The following is a 13,146-nucleotide window of genomic DNA, read 5'->3' as shown; positions in this document are numbered from 1 at the left end:
TCAGTTGCTCAGAAGGTGAGCTTGAAGTCGGTGATCGTGCCGACGTCGGCGGCGCCCTTGTCCTGGACCTTCAGCTTCCAGGTGCCGTTGGCCGCTACGGCCGAGGCGTTGACCGTGTAGGTCTTGTCCAGGTTCGCCGTGGAGTCGGACGACGAGTTCTGCAGGCGGAACGAGGTCCCGTTGGGGGCCACGAGGTCGATCTGGAGGTCACCGATGTAGGTGTGCGTGATCTTCACGCCGACCTTGAGGGCACTCGGCGCGTTGCCGGTGACTCCGCTGACGGCGACCGACGAGGTGACCGCGGGGCCGGGCGAGTCGGGAATGGCGACCCGGGTCGTGCTGTCGAAGACGTTCCCCGGGGTGGTGGTGCCACCACCCGAACGGGCACCCACGTTGACGGCGGCCCAGGCGTCGGTGACGTTCTTGACCTCGGCGCTGCCGGCACCGTACAGCTCGGTCGCCGCGGCGATCGTGCCGGCGCGGGCACCCGCGTAGTCCGTGCTGGAGTTGAACTTGGTGGTGAGGGCCTTGTACCAGATGAGCTGCGCCTTGTCCCGGCCGATGCCGGTGACGGGCAGGCCGTCGGAGGTCGGCGAGTTGTAGCTGACCCCGTTGACCGTCTTGGCGCCGGAGCCCTCGGAGGCGAGGTAGAACCAGTGGTTGGCCGGGCCCGAGGAGTAGTGGACGTCGAGGTTGCCGACGCCGGAGTACCACGCGTCCGCGGAGCCGCCGTCCTTGCTCGGCTTGTCCATGTAGCGCAGCGGGGTGCCGTTGCCGTTGATGTTGATCTGCTCGCCGATGAGGTAGTTGCCCGGCGCGCTGGGGTTGTTCGCGTAGAACTCCACGGACGTGCCCATGATGTCGGAGGTCGCCTCGTTCAGGCCGCCCGACTCGGCGCTGTACTCGAGACCCGCGGTGGCGGCGGTGACGCCGTGCGTCATCTCGTGGCCGGCGACGTCCAGCGAGGTCAGCGGATCGTTGTTGCCCGTTCCGTCGCCGTACGTCATGCAGAAGCAGCCGTCGTCCCAGAACGCGTTGACGTAGGCGTTCCCGTAGTGGACGCGGGAGTAGGCGGCGACGCCGTCGCCGCGGATTCCGGAGCGCCCGAGGACGTTCTTGTAGAAGTCCCAGGTGACCCCGGCGCCGTAGGCGGCGTCGGCGCCGGCGGTGGCGGCGTTGGAGTTGGCCCCGTTGCCCCAGGTGTCGGTGGACTGGCTGAAGAGCGAGCCCGTGCCGGACGTGCCGTGGTTCAGGTTGTACGTCTTGTGGCCGCCGCGGGCCGCGTCGTTCAGCGTGAAGGTCGAACCGGACGCCGACGTGCCGAGGGTGACCTGGCCGCTGTAGTGGGTGTTGCCGACACCGGTCTCAATGCCCTGCCACTGGTGGAGCTTCGCGCCCGTCTTGGCGTCGGTGATGACGTGGAGCTGGTTGGGGGTGCCGTCGTCCTGGAGGCCGCCGATGACGGTCTCGTAGGCCAGGGTCGGCGTGCCGTTCGCCATCCACACGACCTTGCGGGGCGCGGAGTCGGCCTTGTCGGCCTTGGAACCGATCGACTTCGCCGCGTCGAGGGCCTTCGCGGACGCCGCCGCCGGAGCGTCGGCCGGGGCGGAGGTGGAGACGCCCTGCAACTGGGCGGGGGACGCCTTGCTCACGCTCTGCGTCCGGTCCGCGGCGGTGCGGCTGACGACCAGGTCGCCACCGAGGACGGGGAGGCCCTCGTACGTGCGCTCGTACCGGGTGTGGGTGGTACCGTCCTGGTCCTTCACCACGTCATGGACCAGGAGCTTCTCCTGCGCTCCGAGACCGAGCTCCTTGGCCGTGGCGGCCGTGGTGCCCTGCGCCTTGGCTATGAGCTCGGCGCGCTGCGACGGGGAGAGCTGTGCGGGCAGTGCACCAGGGTTGCGAACGGCGCCCCCGGGGGCGGTCGTGTTCGCGGAGGCTTCGGGCTGCGCGCTGGCGCTGCCGGCCTGGACGCCGACGGAGAGCAGAGCGGCGGCGGCGAGCAGGGCGCCGGTTGCGGTGGCGTTCCGGCGGTGCGTGGACTTCACGCGGACTCCTTCAAAAGTGTGGGGGGTGGAACGAACCGGCGGGTGGGATGAGGCCGACCTGCCGGGCAGAGCCTGTGGTGCATGTGGTGCATGTGGTGCTGGTGGTGCATCTGGTGCTGGTTGTGCATGTGCTGCTGTTGGGGATGGGGAGAGGCTGCCAGCGATCTTCATGATCGCCATGGACACGCCAGGTATCGGCCAAAACACGTCCGGATCTCGACCTGTCGCGACCGCTGAGCGGACACTCCAGGGCGGAGCGAATCGGCCCCGATGGATCTGAACTCGCCCATCCCGGACAGCGTTTGACTAGATCCTGACACTCAGTGCCGTCTTTCGCATTCAGGTAAAGCGTTCGGCATCAAGCGTCAAACAGTCTTGTTTTGCGCACGAGTTGACGGGTGTGATCACGGGAGCCACTTCGCGCGGCGCCGTCACCGAAGGGAGTCCGCCATGCCGTCACTTCGTCGCACGCGGCCTCGCGCCGTCGCGATCACGGGGCGTCGGCTTCACCCGGCCGTCGACGCGTTCGTCCGGGAAATTCGCTAACTGGCCTCCGGAGCAGCGTGATACACAACCGACGTGCACAACACATGGGAGTTCCCCGAGGTCCTGCGGCTGATCGAAGACCGATCGGCCGCGTTCCGCGCCGCGATCGCGTCCGCCCCCGATCTTGATGTCCAGGTCCCGACCTGCCCGGACTGGACGCTGCGCGAACTGGCGCAGCACCTCGGCGACGGCCGCCGCCGCCAGGCCGCCATCGTCGCCGCGGGCCCGGGCGCCGAGCCCCCGGCGAGGACGGACCCGAAGGGCGCCCCGACCGCGCCCCGCGACCGCGAAGCCCTGGATGCCTGGCTCGCCGAGTCGACCGGGCTCATGCTCGACGCGATGCGCGAGGCCGGCCCGGACCGCGGCTGCTGGACCTGGTGGGGCCGCTCGCAGGCCCCGGAGACCAGCGGTGCCCTGGCCCGGCACCAGGTCCAGGAGTTCGCCGTCCACACCTACGACGCCCAGCTCACCCAGGGGGCCGCAGAGCCGCTGCCGACGGACGTCGCGGTCGAGGGCGTCGACGAGTTCCTGACGACCGTCTCGGCGACGACCGTAGCCTGGCCGTTCAAGCCGGCGACCATCGACCTGCACGCGTCCGAAGGCCGCTCCTGGCGCCTGACCCTCGACGCCGACGGCGTCCGCTGCGACGACCTCGCCGCCGACGCGGAGCCGGGCGACATGGCGATGCGAGGCGGGGCGAGCGAACTGGTCCTCTATTTCTACGCGCGCATCCCGCTCGACGGCCTGGAGACCACCGGCGACCCCGAGCCGATGGAGCAGCTCGCGGAATGGGACCCGAACGAGTAACCCGAACGAGTAGCCCGAACGGGTAAGACGCTGCGGACAGGGCGGTGTCGGAGCCCAGGTGGCCTTCCTTGTTCGCCACGACGCCGCTGTCGATGGCGGCACACGTGCGGGCCCCCGATCATGATCGGGGGCCCGTCTGGTCACTATCTCCGCCTGGTTGTCACGCCCGGCGCAGTGCGGAGCGGCCCACGTAGCGCGCCGAGGCGCCCAACTCCTCTTCGATGCGGATGAGTTGGTTGTACTTCGCCGTGCGGTCGGAGCGGGAGAGCGAGCCGGTCTTGATCTGGCCGCATCCCGTTGCCACCGCGAGGTCCGCGATGGTGGTGTCTTCCGTCTCACCCGACCGGTGCGACATGACGGCGGTCCAGCCCGCCTGGTGGGCGGTGGCCACCGCGTCCAGCGCCTCGGTCAAGGTCCCGATCTGGTTCACCTTGATCCGGATCGAGTTGCCGGCGCCGGTACGGATGCCCTCGCGCAGCAGCGTCTCGTTGGTGCAGAACAGGTCGTCGCCGGTGAGCTGGCAGTGATCGCCGACCCGGGCGGTCAGCTCGCGCCAGCCGTCGCAGTCGTTCTCCGCCATCGGGTCCTCGATGGAGAGGATCGGGTAGGTGTCGATGAGCTTGACCAGGTAGTCGACGTTCTCGGAGGGAGTGCGGCGCACGCCCTCGCCCTGGTAGTCGTACACCCCGTCGCGGAAGAACTCCGAGGACGCCGGGTCCATGATCAGGCCGATGTCCGTTCCGGGGCGGTAGCCGGTGCGCTCGATGGCGGCCGTCACGAAGTCGAGCGCCTCTTCGGCGGTGCGCAGCGCGGGCGCGAAGCCGCCCTCGTCGCCGACGCCCGTGGAGTGCCCGGCGGCCAGCAGATCACGGCGCAGCGTGTGGAAGACCTCGCTGCCCATGCGGACGGCTTCGGCGAAGGTGTCCGCGCCCACGGGCGCGATCATGAACTCCTGGAAATCCAGCGGATTGTCGGCGTGGGCGCCGCCGTTGACGATGTTCATCATCGGCAGCGGCAGGAGGTGGGCGTCGGCGTCGCCGAGGTATCGGTACAGCGGCTGGCGGTGGGCCGCCGCGGCGGCCTTGGCCGCGGCGAGGGAGACGCCGAGGATGGCGTTGGCGCCGAGGCGGGACTTCGTGGCGGTGCCGTCGAGGGCGACCAGTGCGGCGTCGAGGCCCGCCTGATCCGCCGCGTCCCGGCCTCGTACGGACGCCGCGATCTCCCCGTTGACGTGGGCCACCGCGCGGTCGACGCCCTTGCCGTGCCAGCGGGCCGCGTCTCCGTCACGCAGCTCCACTGCCTCCCGGGCGCCGGTGGACGCGCCTGAGGGGACGGCCGCGCGCCCCAGGGAGCCGTCCGTCAGGGTGACGTCGACCTCGACCGTGGGGTTGCCCCGGCTGCCGATGATCCGGCGGGCGGTGACGGTCGGTAAGGTGCCTCATGCCCACCCCGGAAGCCGCCGCCATCGCCACCGAACTGCGCACCGCGATGGGGAAGCTGACCCGACGCGTCAAACACGAGGACCACATCCCACTGGGCCAGGCCGCCGTGCTCGGTGCACTCGACCGCAACGGCGCCATGACCACCAGCGACCTCGCCGCCCGCTAATGCAACGAGGAGGGGCGGCGCCCCCGGCACGCGCGCCCTGGCCGGCGGCGCGCGCTGAGCAGCTCCGCCCGGTACCGCGGCGCGGGGCGGTCGCCCACCTGATGGCCCCGTTGGGTCGCACCACCCGCTGCCGGCTACGGGCCCTTTAAGGTCGAAGGCATGACGACATCCCTTGCCGGCAGCGCCTTCGACTCGCTCCGCCTCGACGCCGTGCCCGACCCGGAATCACTGCGCCGGACGTACGAGCTCCCGGGCGACGCCGCCGTTCGGAAGCAGATGACCGAACTCACCGAGCAGACCGCACGGTTGATCGGCTGCTCATCGCTGGTTCTGGTAGCCAGCGCGGATGCCGAGGGCAACTGTGACGTCTCCCCGCGCGGCGGCCCCGCCGGGTTCGTTGCCGTCCTGGACGCGCGGACGGTGGCGATACCGGACGCTACGGGCAACAAGCGGCTGGACACCCTGCAGAACGTCATCGCCACCGGACGGGCCGGGCTGCTGTTCGTCATCCCGGGGCGCACCACGACACTCAGGGTGAACGGCCGCGCCTGCGTCTCCACCCGCCCGGAGCTGCTGTCACAGCTGACCGCCGTGGGCAAGCCGCCGGCCAGTGCGCTGGTGGTGGGGATCGAGGAGGTCTACCCTCACTGCCCCAAGTCGCTGCTGCGCAGCTCGGCCTGGAAACCGCGGGAGTGGCTGTCGGCGGACGCCCAGCCGGCCTCGGCCGAGGTGACGCTGGCCCAACTGCGCATGCCGGAGCTGACCATCGCCGACATCGAACAGGCGGAGGCGGACTCGCTGAAGTACCGGTACGAGTGACGGTCCGCCCTCCGGTGGGCCAGTCCTAGTCCCGGGTCAAGGCGCGGAAGGTTTCCAGAGTCTCCAGCACGTGGCGGGCGTCCTCGCGGGCAGTGGGCGGGAGTTCCACCAGCAGGTCGCCGACCGGGGACGACTCTCCTTCGGCGAGGCGGTCCAGCAGGCGCTCCACCTGTCGCTCCGTCAGCTCGGCGCGCAGCACGTTCCCGTTGGCGGCGCACAGGACGGCTCCGGTGACCGGCTGGTGGAGCACTCGGGCGCGGGCGCGTACGGGTGTGCCGTCGTCCAGGGGCCGCGGCGCCTCGGGCGGCGGTACGGGACACAGGCCGGACGCGCTCCAGTTGCGGAGCGAGACCGAAGCGACCCGGTCCCGCATCCGTGCGGGGTCGTGGTACTCCTGGAAGACGCGCAGGGTCTGCTCCAGCGCTTCGGGCAGCGCGCCGTCCGACGGCTGTTCGGGCACCGACAGCGGGGCGGTGGCGGCGGGCAGCCGCACCAGGCCGACGTCCGGATCGACCATCGCGTCCGGGGCCTTGCCCAGCAGCAGGTCGTCCACGTCGTAGACCGCACGGTGCGCTTCGCGCGGCACGCCGATGTTGACGCTGGTGGCGGCCCCACCGTCGACGCTCTCGCCGACGTGGTAGTAGTCCGCGGGCCAGTACAGCAGGTCGCCGGGCTCGGGTTCGGCGGTGAACGAGCCGGTCAGGTAGGGCTGGTAGTCCAGCACCGTGGTCACCGGCTCGGTCCACGGGCGCTCCCGCCAGAAGCGCATCCGCTTGCGCCCTTCGAGGGCGAACATGAAGGTGGCGAACCGGTCCTTGTGGACGCCGACCGGGGTGTGCTCGTAGTTGCCGTGGAAGAGCGTGGTGATCGCCCCCGACAGCGGCAGACCGGTGCGCTCCCACAGCGGTTCGAGGAACGCCCGCTCGCGCTCCCACTGCCCGGCGTGGAAGGCGTGGAAGGCGTGCACGACCAGTGCGTACCGACGCTCCTTCGAGAAGGCCGCCAGCTCGCTGTCCAGCCGCTGCCGGTAGCCGTCGAACGTGCCGTCCTCGGCGCGCGGGAACCAGTTGGCCGGCTCGGACTGCTGAAAACGGCCGACGGCGAACTGGGCGTTCGGCGGCATCAGATACGCGCCGGGGGGCCGGGCCGCGAGCGCGGTGGCGGCGAAGACCTCGCGCAGCTCGAAGGGCTCCGGGCGGACGGCCTTGAACAGCACCGGGTGCCGGTCCCAGTGGAGCGCGGCGAACTCGGCCCAGTCGATGGGCCCTTGGAGGATGGCCAGGTGGTCGCTCGCGTGCGCCGTCGTCATCGTGATCCGTCCGTCCTCTCGCCGTCGGCGAGGTCGATCGCGCGCAGCCGGTAGAGCGTGCGCAGCAGCGCCGTCACGGCGCCGTTGTGCTCGTCGGTGCCGACGGCCCGGCACAGCTCTCCGGCCGTCAACACGCGTCCGGGTGCTAGCTGTTGGGCGATCCGCTCCCCCGCCGCCCCGCCGATCGGGAAGGCGTGCCCGTTGACGGCCCAGATCCGGCGGCCGGGAGCGTCCGGGTCCGGCGTCCGGACGATCGCGCGCGCCACCCGGAACCGCTGTCCGGGGCCGAGTGCGACGTCGGCGCGCGGCTCGGGTACGGGCTCCAGCCCGGCCGAGGAACACCAGGCCGCCCAGCGGGTGCGCAGCGCGGCGGGCAGCTCCGGGCCCCCGGCCGCCGCGCGGGCCGCCGCGCCGACGGCGATCATGGACTCCGGCGGGGCGGCCGGGCCGCCGGTGGGCGGCGGGTAGGGCAGGCAGGGCACCGTCCCGTCGTACTCCAGGCGGTCCCGCACCTCCTCGGCCAGCAGGTTCTTGACCGCGCCGGTCGCGAGGCGCTGTGCGCGGGGGACGGAGATCCGCAGCGTCGTGCAGCCGTCGAGGTGGTGCTCGCGCCAGCGGGAGCCCTCCGGCCAGTAGAGCAGTTCGCCGGCGGTGGCCCGCAGGACGCGCGGGTCGGCGTCCGCACCTCTTCCTGTCCGGCCGTCCCGGGCGCCGTCCGCCCCGCCGTCGGCCGAGCGCTCCGCCCCGCCGTCCGCCTCGTGCACTTCGGCCTCCAGGGTGCCGTCCAGTACCCAGGTCAGCACCGCGTGCTCGGAGGCGACGGCCAGGCCCCGTACACGGGTGAAGTCGTCCCCCTCGGTCAGCTCGGCCTCGACCGGCAGGCACGGCCAGCCCACCCGGTGCCACAGCTCGGCGAGGGTGTCGCGGACCGCCGACCACAACGGGTAGTCGGTGTGCAGGGGCTGCCGGACGCTCAGCAGGAACCCCGCGTCCGGCCCGCTGCCCGACGGTTCGCGGCGCATCCGGGCCCGGTAGGCGGCCGGGCTCGAATCGGCGGCGTCGGGCAGCAGCCGTCCCGGGGCGCCGAGCCAGCCGAGCGGGGTGTGGAAGCGGACCTGCGGGAAGGTCCGGAACACCGTTCCGGCGCGGAAGGACTCGCAGGCGGCGACGATCGTGCGGTGGAGGTGCGCCTCGTCCGTCGGGGCCGCGGCCGGGAGCACGGCGGGCTCCTTGCCCCATGCGCGGGCGAGGCCTTCGGTCCAGTCGGTCGCGATCACGCCTCTATCCCTTCGGTCTGGGGTGCCTGGTGCCGTACGGGTTCGGGCGCCGGGGGTCGTGTGGGCTCGGGTGCGGGGTGCCGGGTGGGCTCGGGTGCCGGGGGTCGCTCGGGTTGGGGCGTCGGGTACCGCTGGGCCAGCACGGCCGCGTAGTCGGCGAGCGGATCGAGGCCGACGGCTGCGCGGCGCTCGTCCACCCGATCCTCGTCCTCGATCGGACAGGGCCGCAGCTCGCCGCCCGCGCCCCGTTCGAACTTCGTGCCGTACAGCTGCGGGCGGCCCTCGGCCCGGCGCAGCGCGTCGGTGAGGTAGGCGACGTCGCGCCGGAGCATGTCGTCGTCCTCGGCCGCGGCCTCGATCAGGGCCAGGCACTCCCGCTGGAAGGCCGGGTCACCGGTGTGGTGCTGGAGCAGCGCGCCGGCCGCGGTGGCGGCCTCCGTACCGACCAGCCGGCGTCCGGGCCAGCCGTGCTCGGCGACCACGCCGCGCAGCCAGGCGATCCCGGCACCGGTCAGCCGCTCCAGGCGTGCTTCCAGCTCGGTGTCAGTGAAGCCCCCGGCCGCCCAGGGGGTGCGCAGCGCCGCGTCGGTCCGGCTCAGGCGCAGCAATCGCTCGCGGATCTCGGCGGCCGACCGGGCCGGGGTGGCCGCCGAGACTCCCGAGTCGGCCGACCGGGCAGCCGCCCGGCCAGCCGTCCCGGCAGCTGTCCCGGCCGCCGGGTCGGGCGCGGGGTCGGCCGCCGGGTCGGCCGCCGGGTCGGCCGCCGGGTCGGCCGCGGGGTCGGCCGCGGCGATCAGGGGGTCGATGCGCAGCCGTAGCGTCGCCTCGTCCCAGGTATAGGTGATGCGGCGGGCCACTTCCGGCCAGTCAAAGGAGACCTCGCCCTCGCGCGGGCCGCGCAGGGTGAGCCGCACCCCGTGCCCGGGGTCGTACAGGTCGCTCCGCGCCGGATCCAGGTCGCCGTACACGTGCTCGACCGCGTCGCGCAGGGCGATGCCGAGCCCGGCGAGGTTCAGCTTCCCGCCCTCGCGGACGGCGGCGACCGGCGGCCAGGGCCGGTCCTCCGCCCAACCGGGGGCGTCGGTCGGGTACGTACGCAACTCGCGGCCGGGCGGCATCCGCACCGACAGCAGCGGACCGCCTCCGGCCGCGCGGAAGAAGTACGGGACGTCGCCGCGGGCGAGCTGCTCCGACTCGCCCGCGGTGAACGGTACGTCGCCACCGCCCGCTCCCCCGCCACCGTTACCGCCGCCGCCGCCGTCCGGGTAGTCGGCCGTCGGGCGGGCGATCACGCGTACGACGTGCCCGGCCACCCGCTCCCCGATGAACTCGGCGATCCGGGCGCGGTTGCGGCACATCAGCGTCCAGGCGTCGAACATGCCGCGCAGCAGCGCCGTCAGGTACGGGCCGTATCCGGCGCGGCCCTCGGTGTCGCCGACCACCGTGCGGGTCTCGGTCCGGGTCAGGGGCAGGGTGCGCCGTTCCAGCCGTAGCGAACCGTCCGGCTGTGGGCGCCAGCAGTTCGCGGGGCCGTCCAGCTCGCACCAGCGCGCTACGTTCTCGAAGCCCGAGTGATGCTGTGCGGAGACCGCCGGGTCGTAGAGCAGCCCGGTCTCGAACAGGCGGTCCAGATCGGCGAAGTACGCCTCCAGGTCGACCGGGAACGGCAACGGTTCGCCGTCCTCACCGCGTTGGCCGATCAACACATTGCTGCCGATCAGGTCGGCGATCCCGAACGCGAACGCGGCGGCGGCCAGCGATCCGGCGCGATGCCAGTAGCGGGTCGCCGCCCCTGGTTCGAGGACGGCGCCGTAGAGGCTCAGTTTGCCGTCGGTGCGCAGGACTCCCCACGCGTCCGGCGGCTCGATCCACTCGTGCCAGGAGTAGCACTCCCGGTCCGGGCCGGTGCTCGCCCAACTCCGCATGGTCGCGAGCCGGATCGGCCCGGATGCCGGGGGCAGGGCGTTGAGATGGGCGAACACCGAGCCCTCGGTGGCCAGGAACAGGATCTCGCCGGTCGCCGGACGCGGCTTGTACGCGAGTCGGGCGCCGTCGGCGAACTCGACGCGCAGCACGCGTTGGCCGCCGTTGTGCGTCTCCTCGCCGTTCACCCACAGAGCGGTGACCCTGCGGCCGGGGGGCTGGTCGCGGGCCAACCGCTCCAGGAACAGGGTCAGGAAGTCCAGGTACTGCTCGGACCGTTGGGCGACGAAGGCGGCGGCGTGCTCGAGCGGTTCACCCTCGCCGCCCGCCCGGCCCACGCAGGCTTCCAGGGCTTCGGCGAGCAGCGGCCCGAACAGGTCCCCGTTCTCCAGCCGCAACACCTGCGGATCGAACCGCCGGACGTGGGCGTGCGCGTAGGGGTGGGCGTCCGTACGGTCGCATCCGCCATCACCATCGCCATCACCATCGACCCGCGTGCACCAGGCGTCGATACGGCGCAGAGCCTCGTGCAGCGGCGCGAAGCGGGCGTCGGCCAGGGCGTGCGCCACGGCCCGTGCGTCGGACGGGCCGCCGAGCTGGCGTTCGACGAGGAGGGTGCCCTCCGGCCCGGGGCCGACCACGGGCGGGAACACCCGGCCCGCCCTGCCCTCCGCCAGAGCCGCGATCAATGCACGTGTGACGGGCGGGAGTTCCGGAGCACGGGTGGCGCCACCGGGATCGCGCAGTTCCATTCAGCCCCTAGTCAGGCGGTCGATGCACGGCCGCGCGGCGCGGCAGCTCGGGCCGGCGCCGCGCGGGTCTCGCGTGCGGGTGCCGTGTGCGGGTGTGGTGGTCCGCGCCGCGACTAGAAGCAGCAGTAGACGCCCGCACAGGACGACGAGTGCGGGAAGCTGTTCATCTTGGTCTGCAGGTGCTCCGGAACGCTCTGCTCCAGGTCACCGATCACCAGGTCGAACTCCTCGTCCGCCGTGAGCGCGTCGGACGTCCGTGCCTGCACGATCGAAGTTTCCATCGATATCTCCTGACAGTAGAGGTGGCCGTGGCAGGGCAAGAGTCGGGGTGCCGCCAAATTCGGCAGAATCGTTACTGCAACAGGCAGTAGACGCGGTGACAGCTCCCGATCTCCCGGCTGCCTTCCGGAGCACTCTGCTCCAGTTCACCGATCACGAGGTCGAACTCCTCGTCGGTGACGAGGGTGTCGCCCAGCTGCGCTTGTACGGTCGGAGCTTCCATGGAGTCCTCCTGACACAGGGGTGACGCCACAAGCCACCACGACCTCCGGTGGCCAGGCGTCGTGCGATTTCACTGGACATGCCTTGGCCGCGTGTGGCGCGACCGCGAGTCAGTGTTGCCCAGCCGTACCGGACGGTCAACACAACTGCCCTATGCATAGACCGACTTGAGTCGCCTTTGACCAACGACCATGTCCCGGCGCCTGTCAGGTGCGGTGCACGCGGGCGCGCAAGCGCTCGGCGCCAAGTCCCACTGGGCTCCCGCACATACCCCGATGATTCCTGCGACGACGGCTCCCGGCCCGACGACCCACCACGAGAGATCGACGGCGGGCAACGAGACCTTCGCAGCGCACACTGCCCCTGTCCCGCACCCCTGACCAACCGCGGAGCGGCGTATACGTCAACCGAGGAGAAAGACCAACTGCGCGCACCATCGGTTGCCATCGGGCAGGTAGCAGGTCGGCCATGCTCAGGGCCGGCAGGGGCCGGTCGGATGGATCCGCCCGACGGCCCCTCGCGCGTCGAACGCCACCCACGTGTTCGCCGACAACTCGGGCTTCCCGGGCACCGGACGCCGCTCCTCGGTCCAGGCCTCGCCCGCGACTTCGGAAGCGACGCGACGCCAGAAGCGTGCCGCGCCCGCGTTCTCCTCCTGAAAGGCGATCTCCCATCGGCCGGGGTGCGCGGCGAGGACGGCCTGCACCGCTCGCAGCCCGAGGCCCGCCCGACGCGCCCCACGCACCATGAAGAAGCTGTTCAGCACGCGCGCCTCGCTGTCCAGCGCGCGTACGAACGCGAAGCCGACCGGCCGGTCACCCGACCATACGAGGTAGGCCATCCAGGTGGGATCGCTGATCGCCGAGCGGACACGCTCGCGGCCACCCGCCCGTCTCATCGACCAGGACCCGCTCCCGGAGCGCGATCCAGGCCCGCGAGCGCTGACACCCGGCCCAAACCTCGGCGCCCGGCAGGGCGGCCCGACGCGCGAAGGAGGCGCCCCGACCCCGCGGCCCGCTCCGGGGATGAGCGGCTACCCGGGCAGGGCCGCCGTGAGGTCGACCTCGATCAGCTGGCCGGAGAAGCCGAGTTGGGCGACTCCCAGCAGCGTACTCGCGGTGGTGAACGCCGTACCGATGACCGACCCGTTCAGGCGCCGCCAGGCAGCACCCAGAGCCGCAACATCGTCGCTGACCACATAGATCACCGAGCGGACGACGTGCTCCGGACGGGCACCCACCGCGCTCAGCGCAGCCATGGCGTTGGCTGCCACCTGGTCGATCTGGGCGTCGAGATCACCCGGACCCACCAGCTCCCCGGAACGGTCGAGGGGACACTGTCCCGCCAGGAACGCCGTCCGGCCCGCCTCGACGACGGTGATGTGGTGATACCCGGGAGTCGCATGGAGTTCGCCGGGGTTGATGCGTGTGATCTCGGAGGCCATGCGCGCGAGTCTGGCAACTCCCCCGACGCGGCGCACCAGATTTTCAGCGGGCCCATGGCCGGGTGGCTCTGAGGAGCGCTGTGAACAGCTGAGGCGGAACCGGACGGACCGG

11 protein-coding genes and 1 pseudogene are annotated in these 13,146 nt (G+C 71.9%); 3 read left to right on the top strand and 9 right to left on the bottom strand.

Going from position 1 to position 13,146, the window contains the following annotated elements; translation table 11 throughout:
* Nucleotides 1–8: 8 nt before the first annotated feature.
* Nucleotides 9–2,048, bottom strand: coding sequence for a M4 family metallopeptidase (locus ABT084_RS08150; RefSeq protein ID WP_351039432.1), 2,040 nt, complete (start codon nt 2,046–2,048; stop codon nt 9–11).
* A 579-nt stretch (nt 2,049–2,627) separates the two neighbouring features.
* On the opposite strand from ABT084_RS08150, the gene ABT084_RS08145 reads away from it, so the two are divergent.
* Nucleotides 2,628–3,401 (top strand): maleylpyruvate isomerase family mycothiol-dependent enzyme, encoded by a 774-nt coding sequence (locus tag ABT084_RS08145; protein ID WP_351039429.1) that lies wholly within the window; start codon nt 2,628–2,630, stop codon nt 3,399–3,401.
* A gap of 160 nt (nt 3,402–3,561) precedes the next feature.
* Here the strand turns inward: ABT084_RS08145 and eno are convergent, their stop codons facing one another.
* Entirely contained in the window at nt 3,562–4,809 is a 1,248-nt protein-coding gene (gene eno, locus ABT084_RS08140; protein ID WP_502968872.1) for a phosphopyruvate hydratase, read from the bottom strand.
* Between the two features lie 32 nt (nt 4,810–4,841).
* On the opposite strand from eno, the pseudogene ABT084_RS08135 reads away from it, so the two are divergent.
* Nucleotides 4,842–5,003: pseudogene (locus tag ABT084_RS08135) on the top strand (MarR family transcriptional regulator); the annotation flags it as partial.
* Between the two features lie 165 nt (nt 5,004–5,168).
* Complete coding sequence (locus ABT084_RS08130; protein WP_351039426.1) at nt 5,169–5,828, top strand: MSMEG_1061 family FMN-dependent PPOX-type flavoprotein; 660 nt, start codon at nt 5,169–5,171, stop codon at nt 5,826–5,828.
* 25 nt (nt 5,829–5,853) lie between these two features.
* Here the strand turns inward: ABT084_RS08130 and ABT084_RS08125 are convergent, their stop codons facing one another.
* The 7 genes from ABT084_RS08125 to ABT084_RS08095 form a co-directional block, all read right to left on the bottom strand.
* Entirely contained in the window at nt 5,854–7,137 is a 1,284-nt protein-coding gene (locus ABT084_RS08125; protein WP_351039425.1) for a JmjC domain-containing protein, read from the bottom strand.
* The gene (locus tag ABT084_RS08120; RefSeq protein ID WP_351039422.1) at nt 7,134–8,414 is read right to left on the bottom strand and encodes a hypothetical protein; all 1,281 of its coding nucleotides are present in this window, start codon (nt 8,412–8,414) and stop codon (nt 7,134–7,136) included. Before ABT084_RS08120 ends, ABT084_RS08125 begins: the two co-directional genes overlap by 4 nt.
* Nucleotides 8,411–11,089 (bottom strand): DUF4135 domain-containing protein, encoded by a 2,679-nt coding sequence (locus ABT084_RS08115; protein ID WP_351039419.1) that lies wholly within the window; start codon nt 11,087–11,089, stop codon nt 8,411–8,413. The genes ABT084_RS08120 and ABT084_RS08115 overlap by 4 nt, the downstream gene beginning before the upstream one ends.
* A 113-nt stretch (nt 11,090–11,202) precedes the next feature.
* Nucleotides 11,203–11,370 (bottom strand): hypothetical protein, encoded by a 168-nt coding sequence (locus ABT084_RS08110; RefSeq protein WP_351039416.1) that lies wholly within the window; start codon nt 11,368–11,370, stop codon nt 11,203–11,205.
* 71 nt (nt 11,371–11,441) lie between these two features.
* Nucleotides 11,442–11,591, bottom strand: a complete 150-nt coding sequence (locus ABT084_RS08105) for a hypothetical protein (RefSeq protein ID WP_351039413.1) — start codon at nt 11,589–11,591, stop codon at nt 11,442–11,444.
* 471 nt (nt 11,592–12,062) lie between these two features.
* Nucleotides 12,063–12,431 (bottom strand): GNAT family N-acetyltransferase, encoded by a 369-nt coding sequence (locus ABT084_RS08100; protein ID WP_351039410.1) that lies wholly within the window; start codon nt 12,429–12,431, stop codon nt 12,063–12,065.
* 192 nt (nt 12,432–12,623) lie between these two features.
* Nucleotides 12,624–13,034, bottom strand: coding sequence for a RidA family protein (locus ABT084_RS08095; protein ID WP_351039407.1), 411 nt, complete (start codon nt 13,032–13,034; stop codon nt 12,624–12,626).
* Nucleotides 13,035–13,146 lie beyond the last annotated feature (112 nt).

The sequence above is a fragment of the Streptomyces sp. NPDC002138 genome (genome assembly GCF_040296485.1).
Lineage (GTDB): Bacteria > Actinomycetota > Actinomycetes > Streptomycetales > Streptomycetaceae > Streptomyces.
The sequence above is the reverse complement of the archived record's forward strand: the minus strand, read 5'-3'. Positions and strand labels throughout refer to the sequence as shown.

What these genes read in the sequence shown, in the direction of transcription:
- ABT084_RS08130 (WP_351039426.1), top strand. Translation starts at nt 5,169, where the DNA reads ATGACGACATCCCTTGCCGGCAGCGCCTTCGACTCGCTCCGCCTCGAC.
- ABT084_RS08125 (WP_351039425.1), bottom strand. Translation starts at nt 7,137, where the DNA reads ATGACGACGGCGCACGCGAGCGACCACCTGGCCATCCTCCAAGGGCCC.
- ABT084_RS08115 (WP_351039419.1), bottom strand. Translation starts at nt 11,089, where the DNA reads ATGGAACTGCGCGATCCCGGTGGCGCCACCCGTGCTCCGGAACTCCCG.
- ABT084_RS08110 (WP_351039416.1), bottom strand. Translation starts at nt 11,370, where the DNA reads ATGGAAACTTCGATCGTGCAGGCACGGACGTCCGACGCGCTCACGGCG.
- ABT084_RS08105 (WP_351039413.1), bottom strand. Translation starts at nt 11,591, where the DNA reads ATGGAAGCTCCGACCGTACAAGCGCAGCTGGGCGACACCCTCGTCACC.
- ABT084_RS08100 (WP_351039410.1), bottom strand. Translation starts at nt 12,431, where the DNA reads ATGGCCTACCTCGTATGGTCGGGTGACCGGCCGGTCGGCTTCGCGTTC.
- ABT084_RS08095 (WP_351039407.1), bottom strand. Translation starts at nt 13,034, where the DNA reads ATGGCCTCCGAGATCACACGCATCAACCCCGGCGAACTCCATGCGACT.